13 protein-coding genes, 1 tRNA gene and 1 pseudogene are annotated in these 17,538 nt (G+C 72.3%); 4 read left to right on the plus strand and 11 right to left on the minus strand.

Annotation, left to right across the window (positions count from 1 at the left end; genetic code table 11):
* Nucleotides 1-6: 6 nt before the first annotated feature.
* Together BM237_RS14105 and BM237_RS14110 are read left to right on the plus strand one after the other, a co-directional pair.
* The gene (locus BM237_RS14105) at nucleotides 7-426 is read left to right on the plus strand and encodes a hypothetical protein (protein ID WP_093849952.1); all 420 of its coding nucleotides are present in this window, start codon (nucleotides 7-9) and stop codon (nucleotides 424-426) included.
* Nucleotides 427-650: 224 nt separating this feature from the next.
* Entirely contained in the window at nucleotides 651-842 is a 192-nt protein-coding gene (locus BM237_RS14110) for a hypothetical protein (RefSeq protein ID WP_217655861.1), read from the plus strand.
* On the opposite strand, the gene BM237_RS14115 is transcribed toward BM237_RS14110, so the two are convergent.
* The 4 genes from BM237_RS14115 to BM237_RS14130 form a co-directional block, all read right to left on the minus strand.
* Entirely contained in the window at nucleotides 839-2,095 is a 1,257-nt protein-coding gene (locus BM237_RS14115) for a tyrosine-type recombinase/integrase (protein ID WP_093849954.1), read from the minus strand. The genes BM237_RS14110 and BM237_RS14115 overlap by 4 nt on opposite strands.
* 109 nt (nucleotides 2,096-2,204) lie before the next feature.
* A tRNA-His gene (locus BM237_RS14120) sits at nucleotides 2,205-2,277 on the minus strand.
* Between the two features lie 122 nt (nucleotides 2,278-2,399).
* Nucleotides 2,400-3,005: an oligoribonuclease gene (gene orn / locus BM237_RS14125; protein WP_093849955.1), complete on the minus strand. Its 606-nt coding sequence runs from the start codon at nucleotides 3,003-3,005 to the stop codon at nucleotides 2,400-2,402.
* A gap of 10 nt (nucleotides 3,006-3,015) precedes the next feature.
* On the minus strand, nucleotides 3,016-4,308 hold the full coding sequence (locus tag BM237_RS14130; protein WP_093849956.1) for a helix-turn-helix domain-containing protein: 1,293 nt from the start codon (nucleotides 4,306-4,308) through the stop codon (nucleotides 3,016-3,018).
* Nucleotides 4,309-5,008: 700 nt separating this feature from the next.
* Between BM237_RS14130 and BM237_RS14135 the strand changes: the two genes are divergently transcribed.
* The gene (locus tag BM237_RS14135; RefSeq protein ID WP_093849957.1) at nucleotides 5,009-5,530 is read left to right on the plus strand and encodes a universal stress protein; all 522 of its coding nucleotides are present in this window, start codon (nucleotides 5,009-5,011) and stop codon (nucleotides 5,528-5,530) included.
* Between the two features lie 239 nt (nucleotides 5,531-5,769).
* Here BM237_RS14135 and glmS read toward each other — a convergent pair whose 3' ends face one another.
* From glmS to BM237_RS30420, 4 genes and pseudogenes are all read right to left on the minus strand, one after another.
* Nucleotides 5,770-7,596: a glutamine--fructose-6-phosphate transaminase (isomerizing) gene (glmS, locus tag BM237_RS14140; protein ID WP_093849958.1), complete on the minus strand. Its 1,827-nt coding sequence runs from the start codon at nucleotides 7,594-7,596 to the stop codon at nucleotides 5,770-5,772.
* Between the two features lie 84 nt (nucleotides 7,597-7,680).
* Complete coding sequence (locus BM237_RS14145; protein WP_093849959.1) at nucleotides 7,681-7,956, minus strand: hypothetical protein; 276 nt, start codon at nucleotides 7,954-7,956, stop codon at nucleotides 7,681-7,683.
* Nucleotides 7,957-8,108: 152 nt separating this feature from the next.
* Nucleotides 8,109-9,047 carry a DUF4429 domain-containing protein gene (locus BM237_RS14150; protein WP_093849960.1) on the minus strand — a complete coding sequence of 313 codons (939 nt, stop codon included), beginning with the start codon at nucleotides 9,045-9,047 and terminating at the stop codon, nucleotides 8,109-8,111.
* Between the two features lie 492 nt (nucleotides 9,048-9,539).
* Nucleotides 9,540-10,112: pseudogene (locus BM237_RS30420) on the minus strand (N-acetylmuramoyl-L-alanine amidase); the annotation flags it as partial.
* Between the two features lie 311 nt (nucleotides 10,113-10,423).
* Between BM237_RS30420 and BM237_RS14160 the strand changes: the two are divergent.
* Nucleotides 10,424-13,096 carry a SpoIIE family protein phosphatase gene (locus tag BM237_RS14160; protein ID WP_093849962.1) on the plus strand — a complete coding sequence of 891 codons (2,673 nt, stop codon included), beginning with the start codon at nucleotides 10,424-10,426 and terminating at the stop codon, nucleotides 13,094-13,096.
* A 95-nt stretch (nucleotides 13,097-13,191) separates the two neighbouring features.
* Here the strand turns inward: BM237_RS14160 and BM237_RS14165 are convergent, their stop codons facing one another.
* Genes BM237_RS14165 through BM237_RS14175 form a run of 3 tightly spaced genes read right to left on the minus strand, consistent with a single transcriptional unit; the run spans nucleotide 13,192 to nucleotide 17,524 of the window.
* On the minus strand, nucleotides 13,192-14,355 hold the full coding sequence (locus BM237_RS14165; protein WP_093849963.1) for an acyl-CoA dehydrogenase family protein: 1,164 nt from the start codon (nucleotides 14,353-14,355) through the stop codon (nucleotides 13,192-13,194).
* A 5-nt stretch (nucleotides 14,356-14,360) separates the two neighbouring features.
* Nucleotides 14,361-15,386 (minus strand): hydroxymethylglutaryl-CoA lyase, encoded by a 1,026-nt coding sequence (locus BM237_RS14170; protein ID WP_093849964.1) that lies wholly within the window; start codon nucleotides 15,384-15,386, stop codon nucleotides 14,361-14,363.
* On the minus strand, nucleotides 15,383-17,524 hold the full coding sequence (locus BM237_RS14175) for an acetyl/propionyl/methylcrotonyl-CoA carboxylase subunit alpha (RefSeq protein ID WP_093849965.1): 2,142 nt from the start codon (nucleotides 17,522-17,524) through the stop codon (nucleotides 15,383-15,385). Before BM237_RS14175 ends, BM237_RS14170 begins: the two co-directional genes overlap by 4 nt.
* Nucleotides 17,525-17,538 lie beyond the last annotated feature (14 nt).

The raw sequence follows: 17,538 nt of genomic DNA on the forward strand, positions 1-17,538 counted from the left end.
CCCACGATGACACAGCAGGACAGGCCAACACCCCCCAGAACCGACCTGTCCGACCTCGTGCGCAACCGCCGCGCAGAACTGAACCTCAGCCTGCGCGGACTGGAACGCCGCACGGTAGGAGACGACGGCGAACCCGTCCTCAAGTACGGATGGCTCAACCGGCTCGAAAAGGCCGTCCCGAACCTCACACCGCCCTTCTACGAGGATCTGCAAGCCCTCGCCCGCGCACTCGACCTCCCCCTGCAACGACTCCAGGACGCGGCCGGCGCGCAGTTCTTCGGCATCCAGTCCGTGTGGCACCCCAGCGGCCGGGCACGTGCTATCGCCGTCGCCTCCGACCAACTCGACGAGCGGAAGCAGGAGCAGATCTACCGCCTGATCGAGACGCTCCTCCCGGAACAGGGCGAGGGCGAGCAACGGGCATGACCCTTGGCCACGACATGCACCCTCGGTAGTGATCACGTAGCAGGTATGGATGATTTCCAGACTTGCTGACACGATGTTGAACCGTCTGAGGGGCGCCGTGTTTCGGTAACCTGCATATGCCGGTCGGGCTCGAACGTGTGTCCGAACGGGGGACAGGGAGGTCAGCAGTGATAGACCGTCAACCCGCAGCGCACGCCCGAGTCGAGATCGTCCCCAACGATCTCATGCCCGATGGCCTGAACGTCCTGTGGCTCGAACGGGACGGCGAGGGCCTGTGGGCCGTCAGAGAAGGATGCTCGCTCATGGACGCCATGAGCGAGCTGAACATGGCGCTGGTCTACCTCAGCACAGTCGGGCTGTGGCTCCAGCGCTGGGGCGGCCCCTGCGAGCCGCCCCAGCTCCGGATCGCCGCTTAGGCGCCGCCGGAAACCGCCCGGAGGCCCGGGCTGATCACCCGGGCCCCGAGCGCACCCTCGATCGCCGCCGTGATCTCGTCGTCGAGCCCGCGCACGAGGTGCCCGTACCGGTCGACGGTCGTCGAGATCGACTCGTGCCCCACCCTCGCCTGAATCGCCGGCAGCGGAATGTTCGCCGCGATCAGCCACGACACGTGCGTGTGCCGCAGATCGTGAATCCTCGGACGCTTCGGCAGGCCCTTGTCGATCGCGGCGTCGACCGCCGGCCGCCACTTGCGGTTGTAGAAGTTCGCGTGCCGCCACGACTTGCCGCCCGGGGTGCGGAACAGGAACGCCTCGGGCTTCTGGCCGCTCATCAGCCGTCGTACCACATCGAGCTGAGCGGGCGACAGGGCCACCAGCCGCCGCGCCTTGCGGGTCTTGGGCGGCCCCAGGAAGAACGCCGACGCCGAGCCCTTCGGGGACTTCTTCCATGCCCGCTGGACGGACGCTGTGCCCCGCGTCAGGTTGATGTCCGACACCCGCAGCGCGGTCGCTTCACCCCACCGCATGCCCGTCCCGACGAGCCAGTCCGCGAGGTCGGCGGCGGCCGGGTCGATGGCGCGCAGCTCGGCGGCGATCCGCGCGTACTCCTCATGTTCGAGAAAGCACATCTCCTCCTCGATGTGGTCGTCCAGCCGCGGCAGTCTCGTGCCCTTGCACGGGTTCGTCGTCCGCAGCTGCGGCTCGGCGTCGACCGCGGCCTGCATGATGCAGAACAGCAGCCCGTGCCGGTTCCGGATCGACTTCGGGTTCGCCGGCCGCCGCAGCCACTTCTCGGGGTCGCCCGGGTCGGGTTCGCCCTTCACCTCGGCCCGGACCCAGTCCTGCACATCGTCCTTCGTGACGTTGCAGACGGTCGCGTCGACGACCCGGCCGGACACCTCGGTGTGCTTGAGCAGAGACAGGTGCTGCTCGACGTCGCGCCGGTAGTCCTCTTGGGTGCGCTCGTCGACCTCGACGAGCCGGTCGACGTACCGCCGGGCCCACGTCATCAGCGGCATGTCGCCGGGGACGGGGTCGGGTTCGACGAATCCCTCGCCCTTGATCCAGCCGTGCGGCCACTGGCCGTCGTGGGCCTCGACCAGCTTGCGGAACTTCTCGGCGCTGTCGGGGTCGTCGAACCCTTCGGTCTGCCAGGCGCCGTCTTGCCGCCACTTCACCTGATACGTGGTCTCACCGCTCTTGCGCGGTCGCTTCACGATGCTCGCCATGGCCCGAAGATAGGGCGGTTCAGGCGGCTTGTGTTCCCACGATGTTCCCAAATTCCTTAGCAAGACGAAGGGCTGACCCGTTTTCGCAGGTCAGCCCTTGATCATCTAGGGTGAGTAACGGGACTCGAACCCGCGACATCCTGGACCACAACCAGGTGCTCTACCAGCTGAGCTATACCCACCATGACCGGCGCTCGTGGTGCTTTCCGCACCGGCCGATAAGAGTGTACAGGGTCGTGGACCCTGTCCGCGCACCATTGTTCCGTGTGGCACCGGACGGCCCCGGGAGGAGCCCCGGGGCGCCTCAGCCCGCGGCCGGCAGCACGTGCCGGGCCGCGATACTCCGCGCCGTCTCCGAGTCCGGGCCGGGTCCGGGGACGAAGACCGCCTCGCGGTAGTAGCGCAGTTCCGCGATGGACTCCCTGATGTCCGCCAGCGCCCGGTGGTTGCCGCTCTTCTCCGGACTGTTGTAGTACGCCTTCGGATACCAGCGCCGAGCCAGCTCCTTGATCGAGGAGACGTCGACGATCCGGTAGTGGAGGTAGCCCTCCAGCGTCGGCATGTCGCGCATCAGGAAGCCGCGGTCGGTCCCGACGGAGTTTCCGCACAGCGGGGCCCGTCCGGGCTCGGGGACGTGCTTCCTGACGTACTCCAGGACCCGCTGTTCGGCGTCCTCCAGCGTGGTGCCCCCGGCCAGCTCGTCGAGCAGACCGGAGGCGGTGTGCATCTCGCGGACGACGTCGGGCATGGTGTCCAGCGCCTCGGCGGGCGGACGGATCACGATGTCCACCCCGTCACCGAGCACGTTCAGCTCCGAGTCGGTGACCAGCGCGGCCACCTCGATGAGAGCGTCTTCGGACAGCGAGAGCCCGGTCATCTCGCAGTCGATCCACACCATGCGATCGTTCATGCGCTCCAGCCTACGGGGCCCGGCCGGGTGTACGGCCCCGCTGGGAGGGCAGGCGGGGGGTGTAGGTGTCGGATTCCGGTTTGCCGTTCTCGCCCCGTGGGCCACGCTCCGTCCGGTCGGCGCGCTCCCCCCGGTTTCCCCGTTCCCCCTTGTCCCCTCTTTCTCCCCTGTCCGCTCTCTCCGCTCTCTCCGCGCGCACGGAGTGGGCCGCGCCGTGCGCGGTGGGCTCGGCTGCGGTCTGGTCGGCGCGTGCCTCGGAGGCGCGCTCCCCGCCGCCCTCCGGCCTGCCGGTGCGCGCCCGGTAGGCCGCCCGGTACGCCGCCGGGGAGGCGCCGAGCTGCCGCCGGAAGTGACCGCGCAGCGCGACCGGCGAGCGGAAGCCGCAGCGTCCGGCGACCTCGTCGACCGAGTAGTCGGAGGTCTCCAGCAGCCGCTGTGCCTGGAGCACCCGCTGGGTGATCAGCCACTGCAGCGGCGCGCTGCCGGTCAGCGAGCGGAACCGGCGGTCGAAGGTCCGCCGGCTCATGTAGGCCCGCGCGGCGAGCGTCTCCACGTCGAACTGCTCATGGAGGTGCTCCAGGGCCCAGGCCACGACCTCGGCGAGCGGGTCGGTGCCGATCTCCTCGGGTAAAGACCTGTCCAGGTAGCGCTCCTGGCCGCCGTTGCCGCGCCGGGGCGGTACGACGAGGCGGCGGGCCAGGGCTCCCGCCGCCTCGGCGCCGTGGTCGGTGCGCACCACGTGCAGGCACAGGTCGATACCCGCCGCCGTGCCGGCGGAGGTGAGGATGTCCCCGTCGTCCACGAACAGCTCGCGCGGGTCGACGTGGACGGCCGGGTACCGCTTGGCCAGTGTCGGCGCGTACATCCAGTGCGTCGTCGCGGGGCGGCCGTCGAGCAGCCCCGCCGCGGCGAGCACGAACGCGCCCGTGCACAGGCCTATGATCCGCGCCCCCTCCTCGTGCGCCCGCCGCAGGGCGTCGAGGGCCGCGGAGGGCGGCGGCTGGGTGATGGAACGCCAGGCGGGCACGACGATCGTGCCCGCCCGGGAGAGCGCCTCCAGGCCGTACGGAGCGGTCAACTCCAGGCCTCCCGTGGTGCGCAGGGGTCCCTCTTCGCCCGCGCACACCAGAAGGCGATAGCGGGGAACGCCGGCGTCCTGCCGGTCGATGCCGAAGACGGACAGCGGGATGGAGCTCTCGAAGATCGGGCCGCCGCCGAAGAGCAGTACGGCGACGATCTCGCGGCGGCGGCGCGCGGCCAGCTTGCGCGTCGTCCCAGGGCCGTGCGGTGGCTCCTGGCTCATGGAACTAAGCCCCCCTCAGTCGTCGCGTCCTTCCGGTCCTGCACGTTTCCCCCGCCGTGGTTAGCCAAGATCGAATCTACTGTGTCTGTCGAGGCTGACGGGACAAGTTCACCACTCGCCGCTATGTCGACATGACAACTTGGCGTGAAGCGTTCGATCACGAAGCGTTCCACTCGTCGGCGCCCCTGGGAAGAACGCCTTGCTCCGTGGCCGTCCGTCCGCGGGGTGCACTTGTTCGCCTCGATTCTCCCCACCCTGGTGGGCGGTGCGGGGTCAGCCTCTGGCAAGTTGTGTACCACGGCTGGAAGTTGGCCGAAAAGCGCGGGGGCTCAGAAAGCGGCGACCGGGGTCCCGGGGGTGTGCGCCGCGCACTGGGGGGCGGACTGAGGGCGGTGTCTTCTGCTTCCGTGCGCCCCTGTGCGCCCCTGTTTCGGTACGGCCGGGACGGCCCGCGCCGCCCCACCCCATTCCGCCCCACCGCGGGCGCCGGGAGGCCCCGGACGGTCACGGAGAGGCGCCGGGGCGGCACGGAGACGGCACGGGGGACCGCCCCGGCATTGCGCAACGCTTTCCGCTCCGGCATGCTGCACCGGCAGTGACCGCAGCCTCTGGGCAAGGGGGGAGTGCCGTCGTACCCTCAGGGGTATGGGCTGAGGAACATGCTTCCAGGACGTATTCCTAGGCACACGTGACGTAACCGATGGCTGGACACGAGATCCCCGACCCCGCGGACCGCAAGCGGCTCGCCGATCCGGAGGCGACGCCCCGGGCGGCGGACGAGACGCGCCACTCCTGCGATCCGGCGTTCCGGCACGGGGTCGTGGTGGGATTCGACGGCTCGGTCTCCAGCGAGCGGGCCCTGGCCTACGCCATCGGCATGGCGAGGCGCTCCGACTCCGGGCTGATCATCGTCCATGTCGCCAACCGGCTTCCGACGACCGTGTGGGCGGGCTGCGAGCCGCCGGTCTTCGTCGACGTCCCCGACCACCGCACCGAGGTGCTGGGTCTGGAGCTGGCCTGCGCGGACCATCTGTCCGAGGTCCCCTGGATCCTCGTCGAGCGCGGCGGCGACATCTGCCACGAGCTGGAGGAGGTCGGCTGCGAGTACGAGGCCGACGCCATCGTCGTGGGCTCCACGCACGGCCTCGTCGGCCGGTTCTTCGGCTCGGTCGCGGGCCGCCTCGCCCGCCGCGCGCGGCGCCCGGTCGTCGTCATCCCGTAGCGGCCGCCCCGCCGCTTCCCTCCAACTCGCCCCGGGTGGAGGCGAGTCGGTGAATTCCTCCTCGCCCGGAGGTGGATCGCGCGCCTGTGGCGGGCATACAGACAGCATCGTGCCGCCGCGCGGGAAGTGACGGTCCCACGCCGGTGGCCCACCGCCGGCGTGATGGGCGACGCCGGCGCAGGGAGGCGGTCCCCTCGTGCGCTCGGTGGCACGCACGGGGGGACCGCCCGCTCTACCGCCTACTCCACCGTCACGGACTTCGCCAGGTTGCGGGGCTTGTCGATGTCGCGCCCCAGGGCCAGGGCCGTGTGGTAGGCGAGGAGCTGGAGCGGGATGCCCAGCAGGATCGGATCCAGCTCCACCTCGTTGCGCGGTACCACGATCGTGTGCTCGGCCTTCTCCTGCCCGGAGTGGGCCACGGCCAGGATGCGGCCGCCGCGGGCCCGCACCTCCTCCAGCGTGGCGCGGTTCTTCTCCAGCAGCTCGTCCTCGGGCAGCACCGCCACGGTCGGCACGGCGGGCTCGATCAGGGCCAGCGGACCGTGCTTGAGCTCGGAGGCCGGGTACGCCTCGGCGTGGATGTAGGAGACCTCCTTGAGCTTCAGGGACGCCTCGCGCGCCACCGGGTAGCCGCGCACCCGGCCGACGAACATCATCGACCTCGCGTCCGCGTACTCCTTTGCCGGCTTCGCGATCTCCTCCTCCTTCCCCAGGATCTCGGCGATCTGGCCGGGCAGCCTGCGCAGACCGTCGATGATCCGCCGGCCGTCGGCCACCGACAGGTCGCGGATGCGGCCGAGGTGGAGGGCGAGCAGCGCGAAGGCGACGGCGGTGTTGGTGAAGCACTTGGTGGACACCACGCACACCTCCGGCCCGGCGTGCACGTACACGCCGCCGTCGGTCTCGCGGGCGATGGCCGAGCCGACGACGTTGACCACGCCCAGCACCCGCGCGCCCTTGCGCCGCAGCTCCTGGACGGCGGCCAGGGTGTCGTAGGTCTCCCCGGACTGGCTGACGGCGATGTAGAGGGTGTCGGGGTCCACCACCGGGTTGCGGTAGCGGAACTCGCTGGCGGGCTCGGCGTCGGCGGGCACCCGGGCCAGCTCCTCGATCAGCTGGGCGCCGATCAGACCCGCGTGGTACGCCGAGCCGCAGCCGAGGATCTTCACCCGGCGCACCCCGCGCGCCTCGCGGGCGTCGAGGTTGAGGCCGTCGAGGCGGACGGTGGCGAAGCGGTCGTCGATCCGGCCGCGCAGCACCCGGTCCACGGCCTCGGGCTGCTCGCAGATCTCCTTGTGCATATAGGTGTCGTGGCCGCCCATGTCGTACGACTGCGCCTCCCACTCCACCGTCGTGGGGACGGCGGAGGTGCGGCTGCCCTCGGTGGTGCAGGTGCGGTAGTCATCGGCCTTGACGGTGGCCATCTCGCCGTCCTCCAGGGTGACCACCTGGCGGGTGTGGGAGACCAGGGCGGCCACGTCGGAGGCGACGAACATCTCGTGCTCGCCGATGCCGAGCACCACCGGAGAGCCGTTGCGGGCCACGACGATGCGGTCGGGGAAGTCGGCGTGCAGGACGGCGATGCCGTAGGTGCCCTCGATGTGGCGCAGCGCCTCGCGGACCCGCTCCTCCAGCGTCGCGGCCCGCGAGCGGCCGACGAGGTGGGCGAGGACCTCGGTGTCGGTCTCGGAGGCGAACTCCACACCCTCCGCGGCCAGCCTCGCGCGCAGCTCCCCGGCGTTGTCGACGATGCCGTTGTGGACGACGGCCACCCGGCCGCCGGCGTCCCGGTGCGGGTGGGCGTTCTCGTCGCTGGGGGCGCCGTGGGTGGCCCAGCGGGTGTGGGCGATGCCGGTGGTGCCCGCGAAGCGCTCGGGCAGGCGCGACTCCAGTTCGCGTACGCGGCCCTTGGCCTTGACCGTGCGCAGACCCGCGGCCCGGCCGGTGCCGCTGCCGTGAACGGCGATGCCGGCGGAGTCGTAACCCCGGTACTCCAGGCGCTGGAGGCCCTCCAGCAGGAGCGGGGCGGCTTCGCGCCCGCCGATGTATCCCACGATTCCGCACATACGGGGTCCTCGGTTTCTCGGAAGGTTCTCGGAGGGTTCGATTCGGGCTGGCGGCCTCTCGGGCGCCCGGCTCCCGGGAGGTCGTCAGCCGTAGACGATGCGGCGCAGCTGCCGCAGGGAGAGTCCGGGCGGGGCCACCGCGCGGTGCGGCAGTTCGGCCGTGATCCGCTCGAAGATCTCCTGGTTCGCCATCCCCCGGGACCGCAGCTCGCGGTGGCGGCGGCGCACGAACTCCTCGACGGTCTCGTCGAAGTACGCCAGGACGTCCAGGACCACCCGGGCCGCCTCGCCGCGCCGCAGCGGCGTGGAGCGCACGAGGTGGTCCACGAGGTCGTCATGGGCCGAGGGATGTTCGAGCACCCGTAGATACTGAGGCCCACGCTCGCCCTTGTGCAAGAAATCTGCCCGATATCGGGCAGGGGTGGGCTGAAAGAGGGTGGGGTCGAACCCCGGGGTGACCCGGGCGCCGCCGTCCCGCCGCCCTCCCGCTGCCGTCTGCCGCCCTCCCGCTGTCAGAAGCGGCGCAGCACGGCCCGCTTGGCCGCGGTGAACTCCTCCTCGGTGAGCACTCCCTCCCGGTGCAGCTCGCCCAGCTCACGCAGCCTCCGCAGCAGGGCGTCGTGATCGGCCCCTTCGGGGCCGGAGCCGGGTTCCTTCCCGGACCCGGACCCGGAGTCGGAGTCGGCTCCGGTCCCGGGGCGCGGGCCGCCCGGGGACGGCAGGGCGGGAGCGGAGGTGGGGGCCGACGGGTGCGGCAGCCGGGCGGTGACGGCGGCGGCCAGCAGCACCGAGCTGACGTCCTTCGCCTGCCGCACCCCCCACAGCACCAGGCAGTTGGGATCGTGGTCGGGCTTGAGGACGGCGTGGGAGCCCCTGGGGCGGAAACGCAGGAAGCCGTTCTCCAGCCCGACCGCCGGGGACCACTCCACACCCGCCAGCTCGCGCAGCGCGAGTGTCCGCGGTCCGGCGGAGGACTTGCTCCCCTCGGCCACCCAGTTCCAGTCGATCCGCACCAGGTCCCCGTCGAAGGAGGCCGTCCCGTCGGTGCCCTGCACGGTCAGCGGCACCGGCGGGCCGGGCAGCAGATAGCGGTCGCACGGCTCGGCGACGGGGACCTGCTCCAGTAGCAGGGCGTTGCGCAGCTCGTCCGTGAAGTACTCGGCGACGCCGGCACGCTCCGGCTCCACCTCGAGGCTGTACGGGTCGGCGGCGTCGGGCAGCCGTCCGCCGGCGGCCTGGAGGAGCGGGTCGGCGCCGTGCCGCAGCCGCAGTCGCAGCCGCCCGGCCCTGCGGCCGGGCTCGTACGCGATCCCCGACACCGCCTCCAGCGGCACCGCCACCTCGCCGAGCAGCCTGCGCAGCCTGTGCACGCTCTTGTGGTGCCCCGGCACGATGCGCACCGTGCCGCCGTCGAACGTCCAGTTCCCCGCCCGCTGGAGTATCTCGGTCATGCGGTGATTGTCCCAGCCGCCGCGGTGGAGCCCGCCCCTTGCGTCCCGGTGCTCCGGCCGCGGTGTCCGTCAGTCCCAGTAGAGGCCGCGCAGACGTGAGGTGATGATGGTCACCGGGGCGTCGTCGCCTGGATCGGTGGGGTAGTAGGCGGCCTCGAAGCGCAGCTTCTCGCTGCGCGCGATGCTGCCGGAGTGGTGGAAGTCGGCGAAGGTCTTCCCCGGGGTGCCGACGCGCTCGATGATCCCGGACTCCCAGCGGGTGCCGTCCGTCCGGAGGTGGTAGAAGCGGCCCTGGAGCGTGGATCCGGCCGGCAGAGAGGCGGTGAGATGCGCCATCACCTGATAGCGCGTCGCGCCGGTCAGGATGTCGGTGCCCTTGATGTCGAGGGTCTGCCACCGCCGGGGAGCGAGTTGGATGTCACTGGTCCGGTATTCGCCGATCACCTTGGGCACGTCGTCCTCCTCACCCCGGTCCCAGCCGGGCCTGTGGCTCAGGCGCTCGCGTACGCGGGCGCGCATCGTGTTCATGGAGAAACCGCGCGGGTCGACCTTGCCGGGCTGCCACTCCAGGTGGCCGATCACGGACTCGGCCTTCCAGCCGTGGTGGCGGCAGAGCGCGGCCGCCGCGCGTTCGATGGCGTCCAGCTGGGCCGCGGGCCAGGGGTCGCGGCCGTCGCCGAGGTTCTCGCACTCGAAACCGTAGAAGTGGCGGTTGCCGTCGGTGTTCGTCTCGTTGTCCGGGGGGAGGGGTCTTTCGGCGATGACGGCGCGCAGCACGTCGTCGTCACCGGCGCCGGCGTGGTTGGCGCGTCCGTGACCGACCAGATGGACCCGCCCGTCCTTGGTGATCACTCCGTGGCACAGCGGGCCCGGAAGCGTCGAGTAGCCCCTGCGGCAGATCTCGACCGTCCGGGCCGAACCGGAGGTCACGGTGTGGTGGACCATCACGCCGTGCACCGGCCCCCACGGGCCCTTGTGGTTGCGGTTGTGAGTACGCCAACTGCCGACCTCGACGACCCTGAGCCCCTCTTTCTTGAGCGCGGCGACGAATGCGCTCGCACCGATGGGAGTAGCCATGTGTGTTCTCCCGACTACTTTTGGTGAGGTGCCTGTTCTCTTTCCTTACCCACTCGGGCGGGTGAGCCCGAAGGAGTGGCCAAGATTTTTTGAAACCCTTCCGCCGCCCGCCGCGGCCGCCGCTTCCCCGTCCGTGGGCGGGGACTGTTCGCCACGAAGGGACGAACGGTGTTAAGAATGGGCATGTGATCGGACTTTCCAGCCGATCTCGGGATTCACCGCGCCGACTGCTCGGTGCCCGTCGTCCACCACCGGGACGGCGCGGGGGCGGGAGAACGGAGGGAGGGGATCTCGGGGAGATGACGAGACGACCGCCGAAGCGGCACCCGGGTTCACTGCTGGGCGTGCGCAGTCTGGCGGGCCAGGTGTTCGTCCTCCAGGCCGTCCTCGTCCTCCTGCTCGTCCTCGCGGCCGTCGCGGCCCTGGTGGTGCAGGCGCGCAACGACAGCACGCGGGAGGCGCGCAACCGGTCCATCGCGGTCGCCGAGGGGTTCGCCGGTGCGCCCGGCCTGCCCGCGGCGCTGAGGAGCGACGACCCCGCCGCGCGGCTCCAGCCGCTCGCCGAGGACGTCAGAGAACGGTCCGGTGTGGACTTCCTCGTGGTGACGGACACCGACGGCATCCGCTACACCCACCCCAAGCCGGACCGGATCGGGAAGAAGTTCGTCGGCACCATCGAACCGGCGCTGCGCGGCGAGGTCGTCACCGAGGAGATCGTCGGCACCATCGGCCCCCTGGTGCAGGCGGTGGTCCCCGTCCGGGACGCGGACGGGGACATCGTGGGCCTGGTCTCCGCGGGCATCACCGTCGAGAACGTCGAGGGCACCGCCGGAGGCCAGCTCCCGCTGCTCCTCGGCGCCTCCGCGGGAGCGCTGCTGCTGTCCATGGCGGGCACGGCGGTGGTCAGCCGGCGGCTGCTGCGCCAGACCCGCGGCCTGGGGCCCGGCGAGATGACCCGCATGTACGAGCACCACGACGCCGTGCTGCACGCCGTCCGCGAGGGCGTGCTGATCGCCGGCTCCGACGGCCGGCTGGTGCTCGCCAACGACGAGGCGCGCCGGCTGCTGGACCTGCCCCCGGACGCCGAGGGCCGCCCCGTCGCCGCCCTCGGCCTCCCAGCGCCCCTGGACGGGCTGCTGGCCTCCGGACGGGTGGCCGTCGACGAGGTCCACCCGGCGGGAGAACGCATGCTGGCCGTCAACCAGCAGCCCGTCGGCCGCTACGGGGCCCCGGCGGGCAGCGTGGCGACGTTCCGGGACACCACCGAGATGCGGGTGCTCTCCGAGCGCGCCGAGGTGGCCGGCCGCAGGCTGCGGCTGCTGTACGACGCGGGCACGGGCATCGGCACCACCCTGGACATGGCGCGCACCGCCGAGGCGCTGGCACAGGCCGCCGTGCCCCGGCTGGCCGACTTCGTCACCGTCGACCTGGCCGAACCGGTGCTGCGGGGCGAGGAACCCGCCGGCGAGACGGTGGACATGCGCAGGGTGGCCGCAGCCGGGATCCGGGAGGTCTCTCCCTTCTACGCCCGAGGGGACCTCATCAGGTTCGCCCCCTCCACCCCGCAGGCCCAGGGCTACGGGACGGGGCGGGCGATTCTGGAGGCCGACCTGACCGACGCCCCGGGCTGGCAGGCGCAGGACCCCGAGCGCAGCCGGGGAATCGTGGAGGAGGGCGTCCACTCCCTGATCACGGCCCCCCTCCGGGCGCGCGGCATCGTTCTGGGACTGGTCACCTTCTGGCGCTCGGAGAAGCCCGAGCCGTTCGACGGCGACGATCTGTCCCTGGCCGAGGAACTGGTGGCCCGGGCCGCGGTCGCCGTCGACAACGCCCGCCGCTACACGCGCGAGCGCACCATGGCCGCCGCGCTCCAGCGCAGCCTGCTGCCGCGGGCCCTGCCCGAGCAGGACGCGCTGGACGTCGCCTACCGCTACCTGCCCGCCCACTCGGGGGTGGGCGGCGACTGGTTCGACGTGATCCCGCTGTCCGGCGCCCGGGTGGCGCTGGTGGTCGGCGACGTGGTCGGCCACGGACTGCACGCGGCCGCCACCATGGGCCGGCTGCGGACCGCCGTCCACAACTTCTCCGCTCTGGACCTGCCGCCCGACGAGATCATCGGGCACCTCGACGAGCTGGTGAGCCGGAGCGACCAGGAGGGGGAGGACGAGGACGGGACGCCGGACGACACCCACGGGATGATGGGCGCCACCTGCCTGTACGCGATCTACGACCCGGCCTCCCGGCGCTGCGTCATGGCCCGGGCCGGGCATCCGCCTCCCGCGGTCGTCCGCCCCGACGGCACGGTGGAGTTCCCCGACACGCCCGTGAGCGCCCCCCTGGGACTGGGAGCGCCGCCCTACGAGTCGGCCGAGATCGAACTGGCCGAGGGCAGCCGGCTGGTGCTGTACACCGACGGGCTGGTGGAGGACCGGGCGCGTGACATCGACGCCGGGCTGGACCTGCTGGCGCGGGCCCTGGCCGGGGCCGACCGCTCCCCGGAGGAGACCTGCGACGCGGTGACCGGGGCGATGCTGGCCGAGCGCCCGCGCGACGACATCGCCCTGCTCGTCGCCCGTACCCGGGCCCTGGCCGCCGACCGGACGGCCTCCTGGGACGTGCCCTCCGAGCCCGCCGCGGTCTCCGTCGTACGCGAGGAGGTCGCGCGGCGGCTGGCCGACTGGGGGCTGGAGGAGGCGGCGTTCACCACCGAGCTGATCCTCAGCGAGCTGGTCACCAACGCCATCCGGCACGCCACCGGGCCGGTGCGGGTCAGGCTGCTCAGGGCGGAGCGCAGCCTGATCTGCGAGGTCTTCGACACCAGCAGCACTTCGCCGCATCTGCGCCGCGCGGCGACGACGGACGAGGGCGGGCGAGGGCTGTTCCTGGTGGCGCAGCTCTCCGAGCGCTGGGGCACCCGCTACACCGGGACCGGGAAGATCATCTGGGCCGAACAGCAACTGCCCCCGGCCTGACCGGTCCGGTGGGGCCTGACCGGGGGGCCTGACCGGGGGTGCGGGGCCGGGTGGCGCGGGGCGCCGGTGACGGCGCCCCGCGCCGGCCCGTCCGCTCAGGAGGCGGGGACGCCCAGTTCGCGGGCGATCAGCATGCGCTGGACCTCGCTGGTGCCCTCGCCGATCTCCAGGATCTTCGAGTCCCGCCACATACGGGCCACCGGGTACTCGTTCATGAAGCCGTAGCCGCCGTGGATCTGGGTGGCCTCGCGGGCGTTGGTGACCGCGATCTCCGAGGAGTACAGCTTGGCGATGGCCGCCTCCTTCTTGAACGGCTCGCCCGCCAGCAGCCGGGAGGCCGCGTCGCGCCAGGCGATACGGGCGGTGTGGGCGCGCATCTCCATGTCGGCCAGCTTGAACTGGATGGCCTGGTTGGCGCCGATGGGACGGCCGAAGGCGTGGCGCTCCCCGGCGTACCGCACCGACTCGTCCACACAGCCCTGGGCCAGGCCGGTGGCCAGTGCGGAGATGGCGATGCGGCCCTCGTCCAGGATGCGCAGGAACTGGGCGTAGCCGCGGCCCTCCTCGCCCAGCAGGTTGGCGGCCGGGACCCGGACGTCGGAGAAGGACAGCTCGCGGGTGTCCGAGGCGTTCCAGCCGACCTTGGAGTAGGGCGCGGCGACGGTGAAGCCCGGGGTGCCGGAGGGGACGATGATCGAGGAGATCTCCGGGCGGCCGTCGGGCTTGCGGCCGGTGACGGCGGTGACGGTGACCAGGCCGGTGATGTCGGTGCCGGAGTTGGTGATGAAGCACTTGGTGCCGTTGATCACCCACTCGTCGCCGTCGCGCACGGCGGTGGTGCGGGTGCCGCCCGCGTCCGAGCCGCAGTCGGGCTCGGTCAGGCCGAAGGCACCGAGCATCTCGCCCGAGCACAGCTTCGGCAGCCACTGGCGCTTCTGCTCCTCGGTGCCGAAGCGGTACACGGGCATGGCGCCCAGCGAGACGGCGGCCTCCAGGGTGATGGCGACCGAGGAGTCCACCCGGGCCAGCTCCTCCAGGGCCAGGCACAGGGCGAGGTAGTCGCCGCCCATGCCGCCGTATTCCTCGGGGAAGGGCAGGCCGAACAGGCCCATGCGGCCCATCTCGCGGACGATCTCGTAGGGGAACTCGTGGTTCTCGTAGAACTCCCCGATCTTCGGCGCGATGACGTCGTGCGCGAACTCCTCGACGGTGCGGCGCAGTTCCTCGTGCTCGGGGGAGAGGCGGTGGTCAAGGGACATGGGTGTCACTGCTCCTTGTGGGAGTCGCGGGAGGCCTGGGTGCCGGGGGTGTCCTGGGAGCCGGGGGTGTCCCGGTCTCCCCGGGAGGAGAGGGCGCGGACCGTGCGGGACGGGCTGGGCCGGCCCAGCCGCTCGGCCATCCACACGCTGGTGGCGGTGAGGCGGCCGAGGTCCACCCCGGTGTCGATGCCGAGGCCGTGCAGCATCCACACCAGGTCCTCGGTGGCGAGGTTGCCCGTGGCGCTCCTGGCGTACGGGCAGCCGCCGAGTCCGCCGGCGGAGGCGTCCACGGTGGTGACGCCGTGCCGGAGGGCGGCCAGGGTGTTGGACAGGGCCTGGCCGTAGGTGTCGTGGAAGTGGACGGCGAGGCGGCCGGTGGGCACGCCCGCCTCGTTCAGGGCGGTCAGCAGGGCGGTGACATGGCCGGGGGTGGCCACGCCGATGGTGTCGCCCAGGCTCAGCTCCTCGCAGCCGAGGTCGAGCAGGCGGCGGCAGACGCCGGCCACCTGGGCGATGGGCACCGGCCCCTCCCAGGGGTCGCCGAAGCACATCGACAGATAGCCGCGCACCCCGGCGCCCGCCTCCCTGGCGCGGGCGACCACCGGCTCGAACATCGCCAGGGCCTCGTCGACCGTGCGGTTGAGGTTGGCCCTGGCGAAGGACTCGGTGGCGCTGCCGAAGACGGCGATCTCGCGGACGCCGAGAGCCAGCGCCCGCTCCAGACCGCGCTCGTTGGGCACCAGCACCGGCAGCCGTACGGCGTCGGCGCCCGCCCGGTCGGCGAGATCGGCCACGGCCGGGAACAACTCCTCGGCGTCGGCCAGTTGGGGCACCCACTTGGGGTGGACGAAACTGGTCGCCTCGATGGTGCGCAGCCCGGCGTCGGCGAGCCGGCGGATGAACTGGGCCTTCACCTCGACGGGCACGGTCGAGGGCTCGTTCTGCAGCCCGTCGCGCGCGCCCACCTCGTGGATGCGGACGCGGTCCGGAAGCCCTTCGGCCGGAACGGCCATGGGCAGACCCTCGATCATCGCGCGGCCCCCTTCTCGGGCTTCCCGGGCTTCCCGGGCTTCCCCGACGGCGCCGGAGAATCACCGTCCGGCGCGGATTCCTTCGGCTCGACGACGGCGAGCACCTGGTCCATGGCGACCGTGCTGCCCGCGGTGACGTCCAGCTCGGTGACGACCCCGTCGTAGGGGGCGGCGATGACGTGCTCCATCTTCATCGCCTCCACCACCAGCAGGCTCTGGCCGGCGGTGACCTCCTCGCCGACGGCCGCCTTGACGACGGTGACCGTGCCGGGCATCGGCGCGGTCAGCGCGTCGGCGCCGTGCGCCCCCGCGCCGCCCCGCAGGGCCGCCTCGACCGGGTCGTGGTCGGCCAGGTGCCAGCTCTGCCCGTCGCGGCCGAGCCAGCGGCTGCCGCCGGAGCGTGTGTGGGCGAAGGAGTGGGTCACCCCGTCCCAGGTCAGCAGCGCGCGGCCGGAGTCTCCACCGGAGCCACCGCTGACATCACCGCCGCCTTCCGACCGCAGTGCGGCGCTCACCGGCTCGGCGTCCCCGATGCGGACCTCGGCGCGGTCGGCCCGCCCGCGCACCCGCACGGCCACCGGCTCGTGGCCCGGTATCCGCAGATGGTGGACCGTCCAGGCGGGCTCACCGCCCAGCCGCCAGCCGGTCGGCGCGGAGAACGGGTCCGTCCAGCCGGCCGAGCCACCCGCGGAGGAGGGGGCGGAGGGCTCCAGAGCGGCGTGCCGCAGCAGCGCCGCCGCCGCGTACACCTCGTCGGGCACGGCCGACGGCAGCAGCGAGGCGGCGTCGCGGTCCACCAGGCCGGTGTCCAGCTCCCCGGAGACCACCGCCGGATGGGCCAGCAGGGCGCGCAGGAAGGCGGTGTTGGTGTCCACGCCCAGCACGGTCGTCTCCGCCAGCGCCGAGCGCAGCCGCCGCAGCGCGGAGGCCCGGTCCGGGCCGTGGGCGATCACCTTGGCGAGCATCGGGTCGTAGACCGTGCCCACCTCGGTGCCCCGCGAGAGCCCGGAGTCCGTGCGGACGCCCTCGCCCGAGGGCTCCGACAGCAGATGGACGGTGCCGGCCGAGGGCAGGAAGTCCACCTTCCCGCCGGTGGCGCGCGCGGTCTCCGCGCAGATACGGGCCTCCACCGCGTGCCCGTCCAGGCGGACGTCCTCCTGGCCGAAGGCCAGCGGCTCGCCGGCCGCCACCCGAAGCTGCCACTCCACCAGGTCCAGACCGGTGATCAGCTCCGTCACCGGGTGCTCGACCTGGAGGCGGGTGTTCATCTCCATGAAGAAGTGGGCGGCCGGATCGCCGCCGGGGACGATGAACTCCACCGTGCCGGCGCCCCGGTAGCCGCAGGAGCGGGCGGCGCGTACGGCAGCCTCGCCCATCGCGGCGCGGGTGGCCTCGTCCAGCAGCGGACTGGGCGCCTCCTCGATGATCTTCTGGTGGCGGCGCTGGAGGCTGCACTCGCGCTCGCCCAGGTGCACCACGGTGCCGTGGCCGTCGGCCAGGACCTGGATCTCGATGTGCCGGGGCCGGTCGATCCACCGCTCCACCAGCAGGGTGTCGTCGCCGAAGGCACCGCGGGCCTCGCGCCGCGCGGCGGCGATCTCCTCGGCCAGCAACGCCTCGTCGCGCACCAGCCGCATGCCCTTGCCGCCGCCGCCCGCCGAGGGCTTGAGCAGCACCGGAGTGCCGATCTCCAGTGCCGCGGCGGTCAGTTCGGCGTCGGTCAGTCCGCTGCCGCTGCTGCCGGGCACCACCGGCACCCCGGCGGCCCGCACCGTCTCCTTGGCGCGGATCTTGTCGCCCATCAGCTCGATGGCGTCGGCGGGCGGGCCGACGAAGACCATCCCGGCCGCCTCCACCGCGCGGGCGAAGGCGGCGTTCTCGGCCAGGAAGCCGTAGCCGGGGTGCACCGCCTGGGTCCCCGTGCGCCGGGCGGCCTCCAGCAGCCTCTCGGCCGACAGATAGCTCTCGGAGGCCACCGCCGGGCCGATCCGCACCGCGGTGTCCGCCTCCCGCACATGGCGTGCGTCGGCGTCCGCGTCGCTGAAGACGGCGACCGAGCGCACGCCCAGCCGCCGCAGCGTGCGGATGACGCGGACGGCGATCTCGCCGCGGTTGGCGACCAGCACCGTGTCGAACATGGAACGCATCCCCC

Origin of the sequence: Streptomyces mangrovi (assembly GCF_900114215.1) — a bacterium.
GTDB lineage: Bacteria > Actinomycetota > Actinomycetes > Streptomycetales > Streptomycetaceae > Streptomyces > Streptomyces barkulensis.